The following is a 19627-nucleotide window of genomic DNA, read 5'->3' on the forward strand; positions in this document are numbered from 1 at the left end:
GATGACGACGACGGGACGACTTTACGGCGTGGGCACGGGGCCGGGCGATCCGGAACTCCTGACGCTGAAGGCGGTGCGGGCGATAGGCGAGGCCGACGTGCTCGCCTATTTCGCCAAGGCCGGCCGCTCCGGCAACGGCCGAGCCATCGTCGAGGGGCTCCTGAAGCCGGGCATGACGGAACTGCCGCTCTACTATCCCGTGACGACGGAGATCGACAAGGATCACGACGACTACAAGCAGCAGATCACGGCCTTCTACGATGCCTCGGCTGCCGCCGTCGCGGAGCACCTTGCTGCCGGCCGCACCGTCGCGATTCTTTCCGAGGGCGACCCGATGTTCTACGGCTCCTACATGCACCTGCATGTGCGGCTCGCCGACCGTTTCCCGACCGAGGTCATTCCCGGCATCACCGCCATGTCCGGCTGCTGGTCGCTCTCCGGACTGCCCATCGTGCAGGGCGACGACGTGCTTTCGGTGCTGCCCGGCACGATGAAGGAGGAGGAACTGTCCCGCCGCCTCGTCGACACGCAGGCCGCCGTCATCATGAAGATCGGCCGCAACCTGCCGAAAATCCGCCGGGCGCTGGCGAATGCCGGCAGGCTGGGCGAAGCGGTCTATGTCGAACGCGGCACCACGCCGTCGAGCAAGTCGATGCGGCTTTCCGAAAAGCTCGACGATAGCGCGCCCTATTTCTCGCTGGTCCTCGTGCCCGGCTGGAGCGGCCGTCAATGACCGGCAAGCTTTTCGTGATCGGCACCGGTCCCGGCAATCCGGACCAGATGACGCCGGAAGCGCTTCACGCCGTTGCGGCTTCCACCGAGTTCTTCGGCTACTTTCCCTATATCGACCGGCTGAATCTGCGGCCCGACCAGATCAAGGTCGCGTCCGACAATCGCGAGGAACTGAACCGCGCCGAGGCGGCCCTGACGCGGGCAGCGGCGGGCGTTAATGTCTGCGTCGTTTCGGGCGGCGATCCCGGCGTCTTCGCCATGGCGGCGGCGGTCTGCGAGGCGATCGATGCCGGACCGGAAGCGTGGAAGACGGTCGATCTCGTCATCGTGCCCGGCGTCACCGCCATGCTGGCGGTCGCCGCGCGCATCGGGGCGCCGCTCGGGCACGATTTCTGCGCCATCTCGCTTTCCGACAATCTGAAGCCCTGGGAGATCATCGAGAAGCGGCTGCGGATGGTTTCCGAAGCCGGCCTCGTCATCGCGCTCTACAACCCGATCAGCAAGGCGCGCCCCTGGCAGCTCGGCAAGGCTTTCGAGATCCTGCGCGAAACACTTCCGGCGCAAACGCCTGTCATCTTCGGCCGCGCCGCCGGCCGGCCGGACGAGCGCATGCTGGTCATGCCGCTGGACGAGGCCGAGGCCGAGCGCGCCGACATGGCGACCTGCGTCGTCATCGGTTCGCCGGAAACGCGCGTCATCGCCCGCCCCGACCTGCCCGATCTTGTCTATACGCCGCGCTTCCTGAAGGCGCCGAGCACATGATCCATCAGCCGCACCGCATCCTCGACCGTCCCGGCGCGGTGGCCGTCCTCCACGGCCGCCCGCTCGACCATCACGACGGGCAGGCCGAGACGGCGGGCGGCGGCGATTTTTGCAGAGGTGGCCTCGCCACCGGAATTCTTGCTGACGACGATGTCGATGCGGTGATCCCGCAGGAGCGCGATTTCCGCCTCGAGCGCGAAGGGGCCCCGCGCAAGCAGGTAGTCGACATCCGGCGCATCGAGCGGCGGATCGACGGGATCGACGCTGCGCACGAGATAGTGATGCTGCGGGGCGGCATCGAAGGCCTTCGCCTCCTGACGGCCGATGGCAAGGAAGACCCGGCGCGGTTCCAAGCCCAGTGCCGCCACGGCCTCGTCCATGTTCGCAACGCGGCGCCAGAGATCGCCCGCCTGCTCGTCCCAGCCGAGCCGTTCCAGCCGCAGCAGCGGAATGCCGGTCGTGGCGCTCGCAGCACGGGCATTGGCGGAGATCTGCCGGGCAAAGGGGTGGGTTGCGTCGATCACGAGATCGATGCTCTCGCCATCCAGATAGGCGGCAAGCCCTGCCGCACCGCCGAAGCCGCCGGTGCGCACCGGCGCGGGCTGCGGCGCGGGATCGAGCGTGCGGCCGGCCAGCGACAGCGTGACGGCGAGATCGGCCCGGCCGGCAAGGCGCGCCGCAAGGTCGCGGGCCTCGCCCGTGCCGCCCAGTATGAGGATGCGTCTCTTGTCCACGCCTGATCCCGCCTCTTCCGCCGCCGCCCCGTGGCTCACCATCGTCGGGATCGGCGAGGACGGTCTAGCCGGTCTCGGCGACGAGGCCAAGGCCGCCCTCGCGGCAGCCGACCTCGTCTTCGGCGGCGCCCGCCATCTGGAGCTTGCCGGCGCCGCCATCCGCGGCGAACGACATGCCTGGCTCAGCCCCTTCGAGCGTTCGGTCGAAGCGGTATCGGCGGCCCGTGGCCGGCCCGTCGCGGTGCTGGCCTCCGGTGACCCCTTCTTCTTCGGCGTCGGCGTCACACTCTCCCGCCGCATCGCGCGGGCGGAAATGCGCGTCCTGCCCGCCCCGTCCTCCTTCAGCCTTGCCGCCGCGCGCATGGGCTGGGCGCTGCAGGACACGGTCTGCGTTTCCCTGCACGGCCGCCCGATCGATCTCATCCGCCCGCATCTTCATCCCGGCAGCCGCGTCCTCGCCCTGACCTCGGACAGCGACGGGCCTGCTGCCCTGGCGGGCCTGCTTACGGAAAGCGGGTTCGGCGCATCGGATCTCACGGTTCTCGAAGCGCTCGGCGGGACGCGCGAACGGATCAGCAGCCACCGCGCCGAAACCTTCGCCCTTCAAGATGCCGACATGCTGAATGTCTGCGCCGTGGAGGTTACGGCCGGTACAGGCGCGCGCATCCTTGCCTATACGCCGGGTCTCGACGATGCGCTCTTCGAGCATGACGGCCAGATCACCAAGCACGAAATCCGCGCCCTGACGCTCTCGGCGCTGGCGCCGCGCCGCGGGGAGTTGCTCTGGGATGTCGGCGCCGGCTCGGGCTCCATCGGCATCGAATGGATGCTGGCCGACCCCTCGCTCAAGGCCATCGCCATCGAGGGCCATCCCGAGCGTGCCGCCCGCATCCGCCGCAATGCGACGGCGTTCGGCGTGCCTGGCCTTTCCGTCGTGGAAGGCACGGCACCGGAAGCGCTGGCCGGGCTTGCCCCGCCGGATGCGATCTTCATCGGCGGTGGCGGCAGCGAGGCTGGCGTGATGGAGGCCGCCATAGCGGGTCTGAAACCCGGCGGGCGGCTGGTCGCCAATGCCGTGACCACCGAAATGGAAGCCGTGCTGCTCGCCCGTCACGCCCGGCTCGGCGGCTCGCTCCTTCGCATCGATATCGCGCGGGCCGCGCCCGTCGGCCAGATGACGGGCTGGCGGCCGGCCATGCCCGTCACACAATGGCGCTGGATGAAGCCGGCCAACAAAATCGAGGACTGACAATGACCGTTCACTTCATCGGCGCCGGCCCCGGCGCTGCCGACCTCATCACCGTGCGCGGCCGCGATATCATCGGCAAATGCCCCGTCTGCCTCTATGCCGGCTCCATCGTCTCGCCGGAACTGCTGCAATATTGCCCGCCCGGGGCGCGCATCGTCGATACCGCACCGATGTCCCTCGACGAGATCGAGGCAGAATATGTCCGAGCCGCTGAAGCCGGCGAGGATGTGGCGCGCCTCCATTCCGGCGATCTTTCCGTCTGGAGCGCCGTTGCCGAGCAGATCCGCCGTCTCGAGAAAAACGGCATCGCCTATACGATGACGCCGGGCGTGCCCTCCTTCGCCGCCGCGGCGTCGGCGCTCGGCCGCGAACTCACCATTCCGGCCGTCGCGCAGAGCCTCGTGCTTACCCGCGTTTCCGGCCGCGCCTCGCCGATGCCGGGCCGCGAAACGCTGGCAGGCTTCGGCGCGACGGGCGCGACCCTCGCCATCCATCTCGCCATCCATGCGCTCGACAAGGTGGTCGAAGACCTGACGCCGCTCTACGGCGCCGATTGCCCCGTCGCCATCGTGGTCAAAGCCTCCTGGCCGGACGAGCGTGTGGTGCGCGGCACGCTGGCCGATATCGCGGCCAAGGTGGCGGAAGAGCCGATCGAGCGCACGGCACTGATCTTCGTCGGTCGCACGCTGGCGGCAGAGGATTTCCGCGAAAGCTCGCTCTACGATCCCGCCTATCAGCGCCGCTTCCGCGGCCGCGGCGACGAGAGCATGTCAGGTTCAGATTGAACCAGACATGCTCTAAATTCTTTTGTTTTCGTTTGTCGTTTCGGGAAAACCGGTTCCCACTTTTCCCTGACAAACTCTAAAGCAGCGCCTCGAAGGCAAGCGCGGCCCTGGAACGATACCGTTCCTTGTGCCGCAGCAGCCGGAAGGCGCGCTCGGGCAGATCGAAGGCGACGGTCACGAGCCGGCCGGCGGCAAGGTCGTCCCGCACCACATATTCCGACACCGCCGTCAGCGCGTTGCCGGCAAGCACGGCACTGCGCACCGCCTCGTTCGACGGCAGCGACAGGGCAACGTCCAGCGCCGTCTCGTCGAGCACCGAGGTCAGCGCACTGCGTGTGCCGGATCCGGGTTCGCGCAACACCCAACGGGCCTGCGTGAGCGCGTCGGGCGTAATCGGCCCGTCCGCAAGCGGATGGCCGGCGGGCGCGACGACGAGCACCCGGTCGCGGGCGACGATGCGCTGCGACAGGGCCGGGTGGTCCACTTCGCCCTCGATGATGCCCAGTTCCACCCGCCCCTCCAGAACGGCCTCGGCCACCTGTTCCGTATTGCCCCCCACCATGCGGATGGCGATGGCCGGATAGACCGCGTGGAAGCGCATCAGCAGCGGCGGCAGCCAGTAGCCCCCCACCGTCTGACTGGCGGCCACGGCCAGCGTGCCGCGCTTCAAACCGCCGATTTCGGTGAGGAAAAGGTCCGCGCTTTCGGCACGCGCCAGCGTCGCCTTCGCTTCCGGCAGGAAGGCAAGGCCCGCCTCCGTCAGTTCGATGCGCCGGCCCGTGCGGTGGAAGAGGGCGATGCCGTAGCGGTCCTCCAGCACGCGCACTGCTGAACTCACCGCCGAGGGCGTGAGATGCAGAGCGTCGGCAGCCTGGGTCAGATGCTCCCGCTCCGCCACGGCGACGAAGATGCGGAGCTGTTCCAGCGTCATCATTGTTCGATCCAATCGAATGAAATGTCAGATATTAACCGATGGATTGAACGGTTTTTCAAGCGCATTGCTTGACGCATGGAAAAAACACCCAAAAAACATTCGTTCCTTGGAATTCGTGCCGTGGCGCCGGGCGTGCTTCTGTCGGTACTGGTTTCTGGCCTCGCCGTGCTGGCCGAGCGGCTGGAACTGCGGCTGACAGGCGGCGCATGGATCGAGGCGCTGGTGCTGGCGATCCTCATCGGCGCCGTCGGCCGGCTTTTGCTGCGCCGGCCGGAACGGTTCGATGCGGGCATCGCCTTTTCGGCGAAATACTTCCTGGAAGTGGCCATCGTGCTGCTCGGCGCGGGCGTCAGCGCGGCCGCAATTGCGGATATGGGCCTGCCGCTGATCGGCGCCATCGCGGCGGTGGTGGCCGTCGCCCTTCTGGCCAGCTACGGCATCGGGCGTAGGCTGGGCCTGTCCCGCCGCGTCGCGCTGCTGGTCGCCTGCGGCAATTCCATCTGCGGCAATTCCGCAATCGCCGCGACGGCCCCGGTCATCCATGCGGATGCGGAAGACGTCGCCTCCTCCATCGCCTTCACCGCAGTTCTCGGCATGGTGACGGTGCTGCTGCTGCCGGCGCTGGTGCCGCTGCTCGGCCTTTCCGCGACGGGGTATGGCGTGATGGCCGGCATGACGGTCTATGCGGTGCCGCAGGTGCTGGCCGCGACCGCGCCGGTCTCGGCGCTCAGCATCCAGATCGGCACCTTCGTCAAGCTGGTGCGCGTGCTGATGCTCGGTCCCGTGGTGTTCGTGCTGTCTCTCGTCTCGGGCAAGACCGGCGGCCGCCGCCCCGCCCTGCACCGACTCGTGCCGTGGTTCATCCTCGGCTTCCTCGCCATGCTCGCCGCCCGCAGCTTCGGCCTCATCGATGCGGATCTCGCCGCCACGATGGGCAAGGCCGCGACCGTGCTCACCATCCTCTCCATGGCCGCGCTCGGCCTCGGCATCGATCTCAAGCGCGTGATGCGCGCGGGACCACGGGTGACGGCGACCGTCGTGCTGTCGCTCGGCGTGCTGACCGCCGCCAGCTACGCCATGGTGCTTCTCCTGAACCTTGCGACGGCCTGAGCCTCGTCAGGCCGCGTTCTCCCGGACACTTGCCGGCACATAGTTGAGCACGGGGCCGAGCCACCGCTCAACCGCGCCGACCGTCATGCCCTTGCGGCGCGCATAGTCCTCCACCTGGTCTCGCTCCACCTTGGCGACACCGAAATAATAGCTTTCGGGCGAGGCGACGTAGAGGCCGGAGACGGAGGAGCCTGGCCACATGGCATAGCTCTCGGTCAGCGCGACGCCGATCGCCTTCTCCGCATCGAGCAGACGGAAGAGCGTCGTCTTTTCCGTATGGTCCGGCTGGGCGGGATAGCCCGGCGCGGGACGGATGCCGGCATAGGGCTCGCCGATCAGCTCGGCGGGCAAGAAGGCCTCGTCCGCCGCATAGCCCCAGAGTTCCTTGCGGACGACTTCGTGCATGCGTTCGGCAAAGGCCTCGGCGAAACGGTCGGCCAGCGCCTTGACGAGGATCGCGTTATAGTCGTCGTTCGCCCGCTCGAAGCGCTCGGCAATGGCGATCTCGCCGATCCCCGCGGTGACGACGAAGCCGCCCAGATAATCCTGCTTGCCGCTTTCCACCGGTGCGACGAAATCCGAAAGCGCCACGTTGGGGCGGCCATCGCGCTTGGAAAGCTGCTGGCGCAGCGTGAAGAAGGTGGCGAGGTCCGTGTTGCGCGCCTCGTCGGTGAACAGGCGGATATCGTCGCCGACGGCGCCGGCCGGCCAGAAGCCGACAACCGCCTTCGGCGTGAACCATTTTTCCGCGATGATCTTTTCCAGCATGGCCTGCGCATCGGCAAAGAGCTGGCGGGCCGCAGGCCCCTGCTTCTCGTCGTCGAGGATTTTCGGATAGACGCCCTTCAGTTCCCAGGTCTGGAAGAAGGGTGTCCAGTCGATGTAGCGGGCAAGCTCGGCAAGGTCCCAGTCCTGCCAGACACGGGTGCCGAGGAAGGACGGCGTCTTCGGCTTGTAGGCGGACCAATCCGCCTTGAAGGCGTTTTCGCGGGCCCTTGCGAGCGGCAGGCGCTGCTTCTCCGCTTCGCTGCGCGCATGGGCGTCCGCGACCTTGCGGTATTCCGCCTTCAGCGTCTCGACATAACCCGGCTTCATCTCCGCCGACAGCAGGCTGCCGACGACGCCGACGGCGCGGCTGGCATCGGTGACGTAGACGGCCTGCCCGCGCTCGTAGCGAGGATGGATCTTCACCGCGGTATGCACGCGGCTCGTCGTCGCCCCGCCGATGAGGAGGGGAATGTCGAAGCCCTCGCGCTCCATTTCCGACGCGACATGCACCATCTCGTCGAGCGAGGGGGTGATGAGGCCGGAAAGACCGATGATGTCGACCTTCTCGGCTTTCGCCGTTTCGAGGATTTTCGTCGCGGGCACCATGACGCCGAGGTCGATGATCTCGTAATTGTTGCAAGCGAGCACGACGCCGACGATGTTCTTGCCGATATCGTGTACGTCGCCCTTGACGGTCGCCATCAAGATCTTGCCGGCGCTCTGTCGCTCGCCGCCGCCGCCATTGGCGCGCTTCTCGGCCTCCATGTAAGGCAGCAGCACGGCAACGGCTTGCTTCATCACCCGGGCGGATTTCACCACCTGCGGCAGGAACATCTTGCCCGCCCCGAAGAGATCGCCGACCACGTTCATCCCGGCCATCAGCGGCCCCTCGATGACATGCAACGGACGGTCGGCATTCTGCCGCGCCTCCTCCGTGTCCTCTTCGACGAATTCGGTGATGCCGTTGACGAGCGCATGCTCCAGCCGCTTTTCCACCGGCCAGTCGCGCCAGGCGAGGTCGCGCTCCCTGGCTTCCTTGCCGCCCGCGCCCTTGAAGCGCTCGGCGATCTCGAGCATGCGCTCGGTCGCCGTGCCTCCGGTCTTCGGCGCCCGGTTCAGCACCACGTCCTCGCAGGCCTCGCGCAACTCCGACTCGATCGTATCGTAGACGGCGAGCTGGCCGGCATTGACGATGCCCATGTCCATGCCCGCCTGGATGGCGTGATAGAGGAAGACCGCGTGCATCGCCTCGCGCACGGGTTCGTTGCCGCGGAAGGAGAAGGAAAGGTTGGAAACGCCGCCGGAGATATGGGCATGCGGCAGGGTCGCCGTGATCTCGGCCGTCGCCTCGATGAAGTCGACGCCATAGTTGTCGTGCTCTTCGATGCCCGTGGCGACGGCGAAGATGTTCGGGTCGAAAACGATATCTTCCGGCGCAAGGCCGGCGACCTCGGTGAGCAGCCTGTAGGCGCGGGCGCAGATCTCCACCTTGCGCGCCCTGGTATCGGCCTGTCCCGTCTCGTCGAAGGCCATGACGACGACGGCCGCGCCATAGGCGCGCACCAGCTTCGCGTGATGCAGGAAGGCTTCCTCGCCTTCCTTCAGCGAGATCGAGTTGACGAGCGGCTTGCCCTGCACACACTTCAGGCCGGCCTCGATCACCTCCCACTTGGACGAGTCGATCATGACGGGAACGCGGGCGATGTCGGGCTCGGCAGTGATGAGGTTGAGATATTCCACCATCGCCTTGCCGGAATCGATGAGGCCCTCGTCCATGTTGATGTCGATGACCTGCGCACCGTTCGCCACCTGGTCACGCGCGACGTCGAGCGCGGCGGCATAGTCGCCGGCGGTGATCAGCTTGCGGAATTTCGCCGAGCCCGTGACGTTGGTGCGTTCGCCGACATTCACGAAGGGAATGGCATCGGTCAGCGTGAAGGGTTCAAGGCCGGACAGGCGCATATGGCGCGGAATGTCGGGGATCTCGCGCGGCCTGTGGCGTGCGGCGGCCTTAGCGATGGCGCGGATATGGTCCGGCGTCGAGCCGCAGCAGCCGCCGACGATGTTGACGAGGCCGTCGCGCATGAAGCCCTCGATCTGCGCGGCCATTTCCTCGGGCGTCTCGTCGTATTTGCCGAAGGCGTTCGGCAGACCGGCATTCGGATAAGCGCAGACGAAGGTGCCAGCGACGGCCGAAATCTCGGCGAGGTGCGCGCGCATGGCGTTTGCCCCGAGCGCGCAGTTGAGCCCGATGGAGACGGGGTCGGCGTGCCGCACCGAATTCCAGAACGCTTCCGGCGTCTGGCCGGAAAGCGTGCGGCCGGAAAGGTCGGTGATCGTGCCCGAGATCATGATGGGCAGGTCGATGCCCTTTTCCTCGAAGACCGCGCGCGTCGCGAAGATCGCAGCCTTGGCGTTCAGCGTGTCGAAGATCGTCTCGATCAGGATGATGTCGGCGCCGCCGTCGATGAGCCCGCGCACCTGATCGCCATAGGCGCGCGTCAGATCGTCGAAGGTGACGGCGCGGTAGCCGGGATTGTTGACGTCGGGCGAGATGGAGGCGGTGCGGTTGGTCGGACCGAGCGCGCCGGCGACGAAGCGGCGACGACCGTCCTTCTCCTGCGCCCGCAGGCCCGCGCGGCGGGCCAGGCGCGCGCCGTCGCGGTTCAGCTCATAGACCATGTCCTCCATGCCGTAGTCGGCCTGGGCGATGGTTGTGGAGGAGAAGGTGTTGGTCTCGAGGATATCAGCGCCGGCAAGGGCATAACGATAGTGGATATCCTCGATGGCGCCGGGCTGCGTCAGCGTCAGGAGATCGTTGTTGCCTTGCTGGTGGCAGGCGCAATCGCCGAAGCGCGCCCCGCGGAAATCCTCTTCCACCAGCTTCAGTGTCTGAATTTCCGTGCCCATGGCGCCGTCGAGCACGAGAATGCGTTCGCGGGCAGCGGCTTCGAGCGCGGCGCGGATGTCGCGACCGTCCCGTCCCGGCTGTTCGGGGCCGAACAGGGTGTCCAGATGAGAAACGGCCATGGGAAACCCTCCGATGCAAGATGACTTGCATCGGAGTCACATAAAGATATCTTTATGTCAACATGTCTTTATGCGAAGTATCTAGTGCAGGCGCCCATCCGCCCCGGCAAGCGAGGCGAACAACGCCTTGAGGCGGGCGACATCGGGATCACCCCCCTCATAGCGCGCCAGCTTGCGCACTTCCTTCAGCGCCTCGACGGCAAGGTCGGCGCCGCGCGGTTGCCAGAGCAGCCAGGAGATGAAGACGGATTCCGGCTTGCCGGTGCCCGATGGCTTGGTTTCGGTGAATGCAAACATGTCTTCCCCAATCGGTAATTGGGGGATGGCCGGACGCACGCTGCTGGAATTCCGCCCGCGGCGGAAGCAGACGTACACCATTGGGACACCCCGCCCATGGACGTTACGAACTGTCAGGGCAGGTCTCCTGGCTTCGGGTCGTCGCCGCTGTCTCGCCTTCCCGGTGAAAACACCAGTGGCATGGAGCGACAGCAGCTCGCCGTTCACAGTTGCGGGGGCAGCGCCGGCCTTGCCGCTCTTTTGGAGCATCGCACCGGCTTCCCTCTTAGCCTCCGAGCCGCAAACGACTCGGAAGACCCTGACGGCGGCAACACTGGCGTGGCGGGCAGGCCAAGTCAATGGCGCGCACCCTCCGTTCACAGCCGCGGGAACTTTTCCGTTCGCCCGGCATTACGGCTCGGCCCGCATCCTGCGCGGGCTCGCCTTCTGGGAGGGGCTGGCGATTCACCAAAACCGCAGATGAGGGTCCATGCTGCGCCATCTCGCCCTGTTGACAGGTTGCAAGTCTCTGTCCTTACGGCTAAAAAATGCCGTTTTCATGCACCACGCGGCCAGGATGCCAATCAGCGTGTCGCTTGAGCCAGTTCCCCCCGTGAGGCACCCGTTGGGTGCAGCCCGGTGTCATGGCTGATCGCGGCACCGAGATGAAGCCTGCCCGCGGAAAACCCTCCGGCGCAAAGGCCATCGCCGAATGGTTCAACAAGGCCGGATCCAGAATCAGAAACATGCCCCTTCACAATACGCCGCAAGCTCCGCGCGACGCCGATGCCAAGCAGATCGACTATAACGACTCGATCCGCGCCACCTATCTGACGCTGGAGGAGCTGGCCGACTGCGGCGAAGCGCTCGCGCGCGACAGGACGGCGACCCTGCCGGGCTATCAGCCCTTCGAGTTCCGGCCGCGGCACAAGGAAAACGAGAAGGAGATCTTCCGTGTCTACCAGGCGACCGCCAAGGACGTGGAAGCCGGCGCCCAGATCACGCCCGCGGCCGAGTGGCTGCTCGACAATTACTACGTCATCGAAGAGGCGATCCAGGAAGTCCGCCGCGACTTTCCCCGCCGCTTCTTCCGCCAGCTTCCGACGATCGACATCGAAGGCCAGCCGATCCCCCGCACGCTGGCGCTCGCCTGGATCTATGTCGCGCACACCCATAGCGGCGTCTCCGTCGAAAGCCTGACCGCCTTCGTGCAGGGCTTTCAGAAGCAGGACGCCCTGAAGATCGGCGAACTCTGGGCGCTGCCGTCCTTCATCCGCTTCGTGCTGCTCGAAAACCTCCGCCGCATTTCCAGCCGCGTCGAGCGCTCGCGCAAGATGCGCTTCAAGGCCAATGAAGTGGCCGACGAGCTGGTGCGCCTCAACGACCCGGAGAAGTGCATCGCGCATCTGCGTTCGATGGAGAGCTTCGTCGAGGACAATACCTTCGTCATCCAGCTACTCTACCGCCTGCGCGACGGCCTGCAGGCCTCCGGCGCGGTGATCCAGTGGCTGGAGCGCAAGATCGAGAGCCGCGGCAGCGACCTCGAGGAGCTGATCGTGGCGGAGAACAACCGCCTGTCCTCCGGCAACGTCACCATGAGCTCGCTCATCAAGAGCCTGCGCTCGGTGGACGATACGGAATGGCCGGTCTGGTTCGAGAGTGTCAGCCGCCTCGACGAGGCGCTGCGCCAGGGCTCCGACTATAGCGACCTCGATTTCGGCTCGCGCAACAAGTACCGCAACTCCATCGAGCGCTTCGCCCGCCGCTCCGGCAAGACCGAGCTGGAGGTCACGGAAACCGCGCTCGCCATGACGGCGGAAGACGCCGCAGCGAATGCGGAGGATCCGGACTACGAGGCCAATGTCGCCGCCTTCCTCGTCGGCAAGAAACGCAAGCTGCTGGAAAAACGCATCGGCTACCGCCCGACCGCCGTCCAGCGCGTGGTGCGCCTGACGCGCAAGCTCGACTGGTTGGCCGTCGCCGGCCCCAACATCATCCTCACGCTGCTGGCGATGATCGCGGTCTATTACTTCCTCGATCAGCTCGACATTCCGAACGGCGCCTGGCTGATCATGCTGGTGCTCTTCGCCCTACCAGCCTCGGAAGGCGCGACGGGCCTCTTCAACACGCTCGTCACCTTCTTCGTCACGCCCTCGCGCCTCGTCGGCTACGAGTTCAAGGACGGCATTCCCGAGGACGCACGCACGCTGCTCGTCGTGCCCTGTCTCATCTCCAAGCGCGACCATGTCGACGAGCTGGTGCGCAATCTCGAAGTCCACTACCTCGCCAATCCGCGCGGCGAGATCTATTTCGCCCTGCTCAGCGACTGGGCCGACAGCCAGGCGGAGGAATCCCCCGCCGATCTCGACGTGCTGGAATACGCCAAGCGCGAGATCGCGACGCTCTCCGCCCGCTACGCCTATGACGGACGCACGCGCTTCTACTTCCTGCATCGCCGCCGCCTCTACAACCCCTCCGAAGGGGCCTGGATGGGTTGGGAGCGCAAGCGCGGCAAGCTGCACGAGCTGAACCTTCTCCTGCGCGGCGACGGCGACACCACCTTCCTGCCGGGCGCCAACATCGTGCCGTCGGACGTCAAGTACGTCATGACGCTGGACTCCGACACGCGCCTGATGCGCGATGCCGTGACGAAGCTCGTCGGCAAGATGCACCACCCGATCAACCGCCCCGTCATCGACGAGGCGACGGGCAAGATTACCGCCGGCTATTCCATCCTCCAGCCGCGCGTCACGCCCTCGCTGACGACGGGCAAGGAAGCCTCGACCTTCCAGCGCATCTTCTCCGCCGATCGCGGCGTCGACCCCTACGTCTTCACCGTTTCCGACGTCTATCAGGACCTCGCCGGCGAAGGCACCTTCACCGGCAAGGGCCTCTATCACGTCGATGCCTTCGAAGCCGCCGTGAAGGGCCGCATCGAGGAGAACTCGGTTCTCAGCCACGATCTGCTCGAAGGCTCGCTCTCGCATTGCGCACTGGTGACGGATGTGGAGCTCGTCGAGGATTTCCCGACCCGTTACGGCGTCGAGACCTCGCGCCAGCATCGCTGGGCACGCGGCGACTGGCAGCTCCTGCCCTATCTCTTCGGCCCGTCGAGCGGCATTTCCATGCTCGGCCGCTGGAAGATGTACGACAACCTGCGCCGCAGCCTCATTCCCATCGGCTGGCTCGTCGCCTCCGTCATGGGCTGGTACTACATGGAGCCGCGCCAGGCGCTGATCTGGCAGCTGGTGCTGATCTTCCTGCTCTTCGTCGCTCCGACGCTCTCGCTCATTTCCGGCGTCATGCCGCGCAGCAGCGATATCGTCGCCCGCGCCCATGTGCACCGCGTTCTCTCGGACATCCGTGCTGCCAACGCGCAGGTTGCGCTGCGCATCGCCTTCATCGCCCATTCGGCGGCGCTGATGGCCGACGCCATCGTGCGCTCGCTCTACCGCACCTTCGTCAGCCGCAAGCTGATGCTGGAATGGCGCACGGCCGCGCAGGCCGACAGCGCGGCGCGCGGCGGCATCCTCGCCCACTACAAGTCCATGTGGCAGGCCCCGGCGCTCGCCGTGGTCTCGGTCGCGCTCGCGATGATTTCGGACACCGGCCTGCCCTTCATCGGCGTGCCCTTCGCGCTGGTCTGGATGCTCTCGCCCATGATCGCCTGGTATGTCAGCCAGACGGCCGAAACCGAGGACCAGCTCGTCGTCTCCGACTATGTCGCGACCGAACTGCGCAAGATCGCCCGCCGCACCTGGCGTTACTTCGAGACCTTCGTCACCGCCGAGCAGCATTTCCTGCCGCCGGACAATTTCCAGGAAACGCCGCAGCCCGTGCTGGCCGAGCGTACGTCGCCGACCAATATCGGCGTCTACCTGCTGTCCGTCATCTCCGCCCGCGATTTTGGCTGGATCAGCTTCGAGGAGACGGTCCGCCGCCTCGAACAGACCATCGCCACCATCGACGGCATGCCGAAATACCGCGGCCACCTCTACAACTGGTACCGCACCAACACGCTGGAAACGCTGGGGCCGCGCTACGTCTCGGCGGTCGACAGCGGCAACCTCGCCGGCCATCTCATCGCCATTTCCTCCATGTGCCGCGAATGGGCCGAAGCCCCGTCCGCGCATCTGCAGGGCAGCCTCGACGGCATCGGCGACGTCGCCTCCATCCTCTCCGAAACGCTGAAGCAGCTGCCGGACGATCGCAAGACCGTGCGCCCGCTCCGCCGTCTCATCGAGGAGCGCATCGAGGGCTTCCGCAACGCGCTCGCCGCCGTCAAGCGCGAGCACGAATTCGCCTCCATCCGCGTCATCAACCTCTCGGTGCTGGCGCGCGACGTCAACAAGCTGATCGTCAACCTCGACCACGAGATCAAGTCGGCCGAAAGCGGCGAGCTGGCCAAATGGGCCGGCGCGCTGGTCGCGACCTGCGAGGCGCATATCGCCGACAGCGTCTTCGATCTCGGCTCCATCGAGGCCCTGCGCGACCGCCTCGTCGTGCTGCGCGACCGTTCGCGCGACATCGCCTTCTCGATGGATTTCGGCTTCCTGTTCCGCCCGGAACGGCGCCTGCTCTCCATCGGCTACCGCGTCGAGACCAACGAGCTGGACGAGGCCTGCTACGACCTGCTCGCTTCCGAAGCGCGCCTGACGAGCCTCTTCGCCATCGCCAAGGGCGACCTTCCCACCGAGCACTGGTACAAGCTCGGCCGTCCGGTCGTGCCGGTCGGCTCGCGCGGCGCGCTGGTCTCCTGGTCGGGCTCGATGTTCGAATATCTGATGCCCCCGCTCGTCATGCAGGAGCGCCAGGGCGGCATTCTCAACCAGACGAACAATCTCGTCGTGGTCGAGCAGATGAATCATGGCCGCCGCCTCGGCACGCCCTGGGGCATTTCGGAAGCGGCCTTCAACGCCCGTGACCATGAGCTGACCTACCAGTACACCAATTTCGGCGTGCCGACGCTCGGCCTCAAGCGCGGCCTCGGCCAGAACGCCGTCATCGCGCCCTATGCCTCGCTGCTCGCCGCGCAATATGCACCGAAGGAATCGCTCGAAAACCTCGAGCGCCTGCGCAAGCTCGGCGCGCTCGGCGTCTACGGTTTCCACGATGCCGTCGACTTCACGCCGACCCGCGTGCCGGAAGGCAAGACCTGCGCCGTCGTGAAGAACTACATGGCGCACCATCACGGCATGTCGATCGCCGCCGTCGCCAACGTCGTCTTCAACGGGGCGCTGCGCGAACGCTTCCATGCCGATCCCGTCATCGAGGCGGCCGAACTGCTGCTGCAGGAAAAGGCCCCGCGCGACATTCCGGTCATCAACGCCAAGCGCGAGCCGGAAACCGTCGGCAGCACGCAGGCCGACCTGCTGCGCCCGGAAATCCGCATCTTCAAGGATCCGATCGCCCGCGAGCGCGAGACCGTCTTCCTGTCGAACGGCCACTACTCGGTGATGCTCACCGCCACCGGCGCCGGCTACTCCCGCTGGAACGGCCAGTCCGTCACCCGCTGGAAGCCCGATCCGACGGAAGACCGCTGGGGCTCCTTCCTCTTCCTGCGCGACATGGCGACGAACGAATGGTGGTCCGCCACCGCCGAGCCGAAACGCATCGAGGGCGAAGAGACGAAGACGCAGTTCGGCGACGACAAGGCGGAATTCGTCAAGACCATCGGCAAGCTCACCAGCGAGGTCGAGGTCATCGTCGCGACCGAACACGATGCCGAGGGGCGCCGCCTGACGCTGCTCAACACCGGCACCGAAGACCGCTTCATCGAAGTGACCTCCTATATGGAGCCGGTCATTTCGACGGACGATGCCGACAGTGCCCATCCGCTCTTCTCGAAGATGTTCGTGCGCACCGAGATCGGCAAGCGCGGCGACGTCATCCGCGCCGAGCGCCAGAAGCGCAACCCGAACGAACCGGACATGGCGATCGCCCACCTGATCGTCGACAATGCCGGCCCCTCGCGCCGCACCGAAATCGAGACGGACCGCCGTCGCTTCATCGGCCGCGGCCGCTCGCTGACGAATGCCGCCGCCTTCGATGCCGGCGCGCAGCTCTCCGGCACGGACGGCTTCACGCTCGATCCGATCCTGGCCTTGCGCCGCGTGGTGCGCGTGCCGGCCGGCAAGAAGGTCAAGGTCATCTTCTGGACCATTGCGGCCCCGAGCCGCGCCGAGGTGGACGCGGCCATCGACCGCTACCGCCACCCCGACGCCTTCAACCATGAAATGATCCATGCCTGGACGCGCTCGCAGGTGCATATGCGCCATGTCGGCGTCACCTCGCAGGAGGCGGCGAGCTTCCAGATGCTCGGCCGCTACCTCACCTATCCGGACATGCATCTGCGGGCCGATACGGGCACGATCCAGACCGGCCTCACCGCGCAGTCGGCGCTCTGGCCGCTGGCGATCTCCGGCGACTTCCCGATCTTCGTGCTGCGCATCAACGACGAGATCGACCTCGACGTCGCCCGGGAAGCGCTGCGCGCCCAGGAATATCTGCGCCATCGCGGCGTCACCGCCGACCTCGTCATCCTCAACGAGCGCGCCGCCTCCTATGCGCAGGACATGCAGCACACGCTCGACCAGATGTGCGAGAATCTGCGCATGCGCGGCCAGTCGGACGGCGTGCGCCAGCATGTCTTCACCGTGCGCCGCGACCTGATGGAAGTCTCCACCTGGCAGGCGCTGCTGGCGACCGCCCGCGCCGTCTTCCACGCGCGCAACGGCTCGCTTGCCGACCAGATCGCCCGCACGGTCTCGCTCTTCTCCACCCCGCGTGGCGAGGAAGAGACCAAGACGGACGCGCTGCCGAAGCTGCCGGCACCGACGGGCGACCCCGTCACCATCGATGGCGACGGCCTGTCCTTCTGGAACGGCTTTGGCGGCTTCAACGCCGACCGCCGCGAATATGCCGTGCGCCTGCGCGGCGGCGAGGCGACGCCCCAGCCGTGGATCAACGTCATCGCCAACCGCGATTTCGGCTTCCACGTTTCGGCGGAAGGCGCAGGCTTCACCTGGAGCCGCAATTCGCGCGACTTCCAGCTGACGCCCTGGACGAACGATCCGGTCGTCAACCGCCCCGGCGAGGCCTTCTACGTGAAGGACCGCGAGCGCGGCACGGTCATGACGCCCTTCGCCGCCCTTTCCCGCAAGCCGACGGTGAAATTCGAGACCTGGCACGGCCTCGGCTACACCGCCTTCCGCAGCTGGGAGGACGGCATCGAGCTCGATCTGGTGCAGACGGTCGATCCGGAAGACCCGGTCAAATATTCGCGTCTCGTCGTGAAGAACACCGGCGATACGGAACGCAGCCTCTCCGTCTACGGCTATGTCGAATGGGTGCTGGGTAACAATCCCGCCAAGACCGCACCCTTCGTTCTGACCAGCCAGGACGAGGAGAGCGGCGCGCTCTTCGCCACCAATCCCTACAGCTTCGATTTCGCCGGCCGGACCAGCTTCTTCGCCGTCGATGCGCCGCTGACGGGCTTCACCGCCAAGCGCCGCGACTTCATCGGCCGCACGGGCGACATCGTTCTGCCGGCCGCCGTGGCGACGGGCGAGCCGCTCACGGGCAATGCTGACGGCATCGGCGATCCCTGCGCGGCGCTGACCGTCGACATCATGCTGAAGCCGGGCGAGAAGCGCGAACTGCTCTTCGTGCTCGGCGACACCGCCGATACGGACATGGCCCGCGCGCTGGCCGACAAGGCCCGCACCGCCGATTTCGACGCGGTCATGGCCTCGGTCCGCGCCTTCTGGGAAGGCTTCACCGGCACGTTGCAGGTGAAGACCCCGGATGCGGCGCTCGACCGCATGGTCAACGACTGGCTGCCCTATCAGGCACTCGGCTGCCGCATCATGGCCCGCACCGCCTTCTACCAGGCAAGCGGCGCCTATGGCTTCCGCGACCAGTTGCAGGACACGCTGGCCTTCATCCTTCATCGGCCGGAGCTTGCCCGGAAGCAGATCCTCAACGCGGCCGCCCGCCAGTTCGTCGAGGGCGACGTGCAACACTGGTGGCTGCCGGACAGCGGCGCCGGCGTGCGCACGATGATCTCCGACGACGTCGTCTGGCTCGCCCATGCCGTCGAATATTACTGCCGGGTGACCGGCGACGGAGCCGTGCTCGACGAAACGCTCGCCTTCATCGAAGGCCCGGCGCTCGCTGAAGGCCAGCACGACGCCTTCTACAAACCCGGCCGTTCGGCCGAGGAGGCATCGCTCTACGACCATTGCGCCCGCGCCCTCGACCTTGCCCTGAAGCGTACGGGGGAGAACGGCCTGCCGCTCATCCTCGGCGGCGACTGGAACGACGGCATGAACCGCGTCGGCGAAGCCGGCCGCGGCACCAGTGTCTGGCTCGGCTGGTTCCTGGCCGGCACCTTGCGCGGCTTCATCCCGCTCGCCCGTACGCGCGGAGATCATGGTCGCGCCGATGCATGGGAAGGTCATCTCGGCCGTCTCAAGGAAGCGCTGGAAACGGCCGGCTGGGACGGCAGCTACTACCGCCGCGGCTACTATGACGACGGCACACCGCTCGGTTCGGCCGAGAGCGCCGAATGCCGCATCGATTCTATCGCCCAGAGCTGGAGCGTGCTGTCCGGCGAGGGCGACAGTGAGCGTTCGCATCAGGCGATGGACGCCGTCATGGCGGAACTCGTCGACCGGGAGAACGGCATCATCCGTCTGTTCACCCCGCCGCTTTCCGAAACCCCGCAGGACCCGGGCTACATCAAGGCCTATCCGCCGGGCGTACGCGAAAACGGCGGCCAGTATACCCACGCCGCGACCTGGGTCGTGCTGGCGCTGGCGCGGCAGGGACGGGGCGACGATGCCTTCGCCTGCCTCGACCTGCTCAACCCCGTCAAGCATGCGCTCGATGCGGACGCCGCGGAGCGCTACCGCGTCGAACCCTATGTGGTCGCCGCCGACGTCTATGGCGAAGGCGAGCGCACCGGCCGCGGCGGCTGGACCTGGTACACGGGATCGGCCGGCTGGCTCTACCGCGCCGCCGTCGAGGGTATTCTCGGCATCCGCAAGGAAGGCGGTCGCCTCTTCGTCGCGCCGGTCCTGCCGGCCGCGTGGAACGGCTACACGGCGACGCTGGTGCTCGACGGCAAGAAACTTTCCATCCGCGTCGACCGCGCGGACGAAGGTGGATGGCAGGCGACAATCAACGGCTCTGTCATCAAATCTTCAAACGAGGGCTATTTGCTCTGATCCACCCATGTGGATCG

10 protein-coding genes and 1 riboswitch are annotated in these 19627 nt (G+C 66.5%); of the genes, 6 read left to right on the forward strand and 4 right to left on the reverse strand.

Annotated features, from left to right (window positions below):
- The first annotated feature begins 1 nt into the window (after position 1).
- Positions 2-733: a precorrin-2 C(20)-methyltransferase gene (locus V8U06_RS15380; protein ID WP_427141455.1), complete on the forward strand. Its 732-nt coding sequence runs from the start codon at positions 2-4 to the stop codon at positions 731-733.
- Positions 730-1494, forward strand: coding sequence for a precorrin-3B C(17)-methyltransferase (locus V8U06_RS15385; RefSeq protein ID WP_427141393.1), 765 nt, complete (start codon positions 730-732; stop codon positions 1492-1494). Before V8U06_RS15380 ends, V8U06_RS15385 begins: the two co-directional genes overlap by 4 nt.
- On the opposite strand, the gene V8U06_RS15390 is transcribed toward V8U06_RS15385, so the two are convergent.
- Complete coding sequence (locus tag V8U06_RS15390) at positions 1458-2228, reverse strand: cobalt-precorrin-6A reductase (RefSeq protein WP_427141394.1); 771 nt, start codon at positions 2226-2228, stop codon at positions 1458-1460. The genes V8U06_RS15385 and V8U06_RS15390 overlap by 37 nt on opposite strands.
- Between V8U06_RS15390 and cbiE the strand changes: the two genes are divergently transcribed.
- Positions 2212-3477, forward strand: coding sequence for a precorrin-6y C5,15-methyltransferase (decarboxylating) subunit CbiE (cbiE, locus tag V8U06_RS15395; protein ID WP_427141395.1), 1266 nt, complete (start codon positions 2212-2214; stop codon positions 3475-3477). The two genes, V8U06_RS15390 and cbiE, sit on opposite strands and share 17 nt — an antisense overlap.
- A gap of 2 nt (positions 3478-3479) precedes the next feature.
- Positions 3480-4262: a precorrin-4 C(11)-methyltransferase gene (gene cobM, locus V8U06_RS15400; protein ID WP_427141396.1), complete on the forward strand. Its 783-nt coding sequence runs from the start codon at positions 3480-3482 to the stop codon at positions 4260-4262.
- A gap of 76 nt (positions 4263-4338) precedes the next feature.
- Here cobM and V8U06_RS15405 read toward each other — a convergent pair whose 3' ends face one another.
- Complete coding sequence (locus tag V8U06_RS15405) at positions 4339-5196, reverse strand: LysR substrate-binding domain-containing protein (RefSeq protein WP_427141397.1); 858 nt, start codon at positions 5194-5196, stop codon at positions 4339-4341.
- A gap of 75 nt (positions 5197-5271) precedes the next feature.
- Here V8U06_RS15405 and V8U06_RS15410 point away from each other — a divergent pair, with 75 nt between their 5' ends.
- Positions 5272-6306, forward strand: a complete 1035-nt coding sequence (locus V8U06_RS15410; RefSeq protein WP_427141398.1) for a YeiH family protein — start codon at positions 5272-5274, stop codon at positions 6304-6306.
- A 6-nt stretch (positions 6307-6312) separates the two neighbouring features.
- Here the strand turns inward: V8U06_RS15410 and metH are convergent, their stop codons facing one another.
- Together metH and V8U06_RS15420 are read right to left on the reverse strand one after the other, a co-directional pair.
- The gene (gene metH / locus V8U06_RS15415; protein WP_427141399.1) at positions 6313-10104 is read right to left on the reverse strand and encodes a methionine synthase; all 3792 of its coding nucleotides are present in this window, start codon (positions 10102-10104) and stop codon (positions 6313-6315) included.
- A gap of 81 nt (positions 10105-10185) precedes the next feature.
- Positions 10186-10401 carry a hypothetical protein gene (locus tag V8U06_RS15420; RefSeq protein WP_226921718.1) on the reverse strand — a complete coding sequence of 72 codons (216 nt, stop codon included), beginning with the start codon at positions 10399-10401 and terminating at the stop codon, positions 10186-10188.
- A gap of 100 nt (positions 10402-10501) precedes the next feature.
- Positions 10502-10717, reverse strand: a riboswitch (cobalamin riboswitch).
- Between the two features lie 409 nt (positions 10718-11126).
- On the opposite strand from V8U06_RS15420, the gene V8U06_RS15425 reads away from it, so the two are divergent.
- On the forward strand, positions 11127-19610 hold the full coding sequence (locus V8U06_RS15425; RefSeq protein WP_427141400.1) for a GH36-type glycosyl hydrolase domain-containing protein: 8484 nt from the start codon (positions 11127-11129) through the stop codon (positions 19608-19610).
- The last annotated feature ends 17 nt before the right edge of the window (positions 19611-19627 follow it).

The organism is Shinella sp. G-2, assembly GCF_050172695.1.
Taxonomy (GTDB): Bacteria; Pseudomonadota; Alphaproteobacteria; order Rhizobiales; family Rhizobiaceae; genus Shinella.